Genomic DNA, 1,008 nt, shown 5'->3' with positions numbered 1-1,008 from the left:
TCCAGGGGTCGGGTGGCCATACCCCAGGAGCCATGAGCGGCATTTTCTCGTCAGCCTCGCCCAGACCCCCTGGACCACCCCTCCATTCTCAAGGTTTCCCCGTCCCCGGGCTCGGCGGACCATCGGATCAAAGGTCCCCTGGGGCGCAGGAGCTCACCACCTGAGGCCCAGGTCAGCGTGTCCTCGCTCCGAACAGCATGGTGAGCATCGCCAGGGACTCAGCGCCGCCTCCGCAGTTTCGGAGGGAGCGAAGAGGCAAGAGCTGGGTGTCCCAGCACGGGCAGTCCCGGCCTGACTTCGCTCTGACCTGCCGCGACGAATATCAGACGCCAAAAATGGAGCACAGACATCTCTGGTTAGTCCCTGAGATGCATATTGCTCGAGAAGTGCGGAACGGCAGAGAACTCCGGTATATTCAACACCGAGATCCTTCACGGCGAGGCCGATCGGCCGCACGTGTACCGATCGGTGCGCTCAAAATCGACCGTGAAGGAGATGCCCTATGGATAGGGAGCCCTGCAGGAAGCCTTGGTGGAAGATCGTCCTCGACACCATCAGGGCACTGGCAGCGGTGGCGGCCGCCATCCGGCTCGTTGCCTGGCTGATCAGCCTGTTCGAGGAGGGTTCCTCGTAGGGGGCTGGCTGTAGGAGCAGCCAGCACCCGCTACGAGGCACGGGGGTTCGCGGTGGCGAAGGTCTGACGGGACACAGCCAGTCGCGAGCCCCTCTCTGTGTTCTCTGCAAGTATACACATTAATGCACGAACTCTATCCAGACTCAATAAATGATTCACTGCTTTGATTCGCTTTCCTTCATGGATTTTTCCCTGAAGACTCCTATGGTCTCCTTGTGTGAATCCATGAAAAGGGTCGATGTTTTGGTGTAGTGATCACGCGCTGCGCTCAAGGCTGTGGGGTGTGCACGTCGCTAGCACTCGAGTGGCACCCCATGAGTACCTCGCGAGCACCCCATGAGCACCCCACATGTGGGGCCCATGTGTGCTGGGCC

1 protein-coding gene is annotated in these 1,008 nt (G+C 60.3%); it reads left to right on the top strand.

Translation table 11 applies throughout. The features are described from left to right. Positions 1-502: 502 nt before the first annotated feature. The gene (locus tag ADL05_RS32215) at positions 503-634 is read left to right on the top strand and encodes a hypothetical protein (RefSeq protein ID WP_255351871.1); all 132 of its coding nucleotides are present in this window, start codon (positions 503-505) and stop codon (positions 632-634) included. Positions 635-1,008: the final 374 nt, after the last annotated feature.

Source organism: Nocardiopsis sp. NRRL B-16309, assembly GCF_001279585.1.
Lineage (GTDB): Bacteria > Actinomycetota > Actinomycetes > Streptosporangiales > Streptosporangiaceae > Nocardiopsis.
Note: the sequence above shows the minus strand (reverse complement) of the source record. Positions and strands in the feature narration are given on the sequence as shown.

Excerpts from the sequence above, each read along its gene's own strand:
- ADL05_RS32215 (WP_255351871.1), top strand. The coding sequence starts at position 503 with ATGGATAGGGAGCCCTGCAGGAAGCCTTGGTGGAAGATCGTCCTCGAC.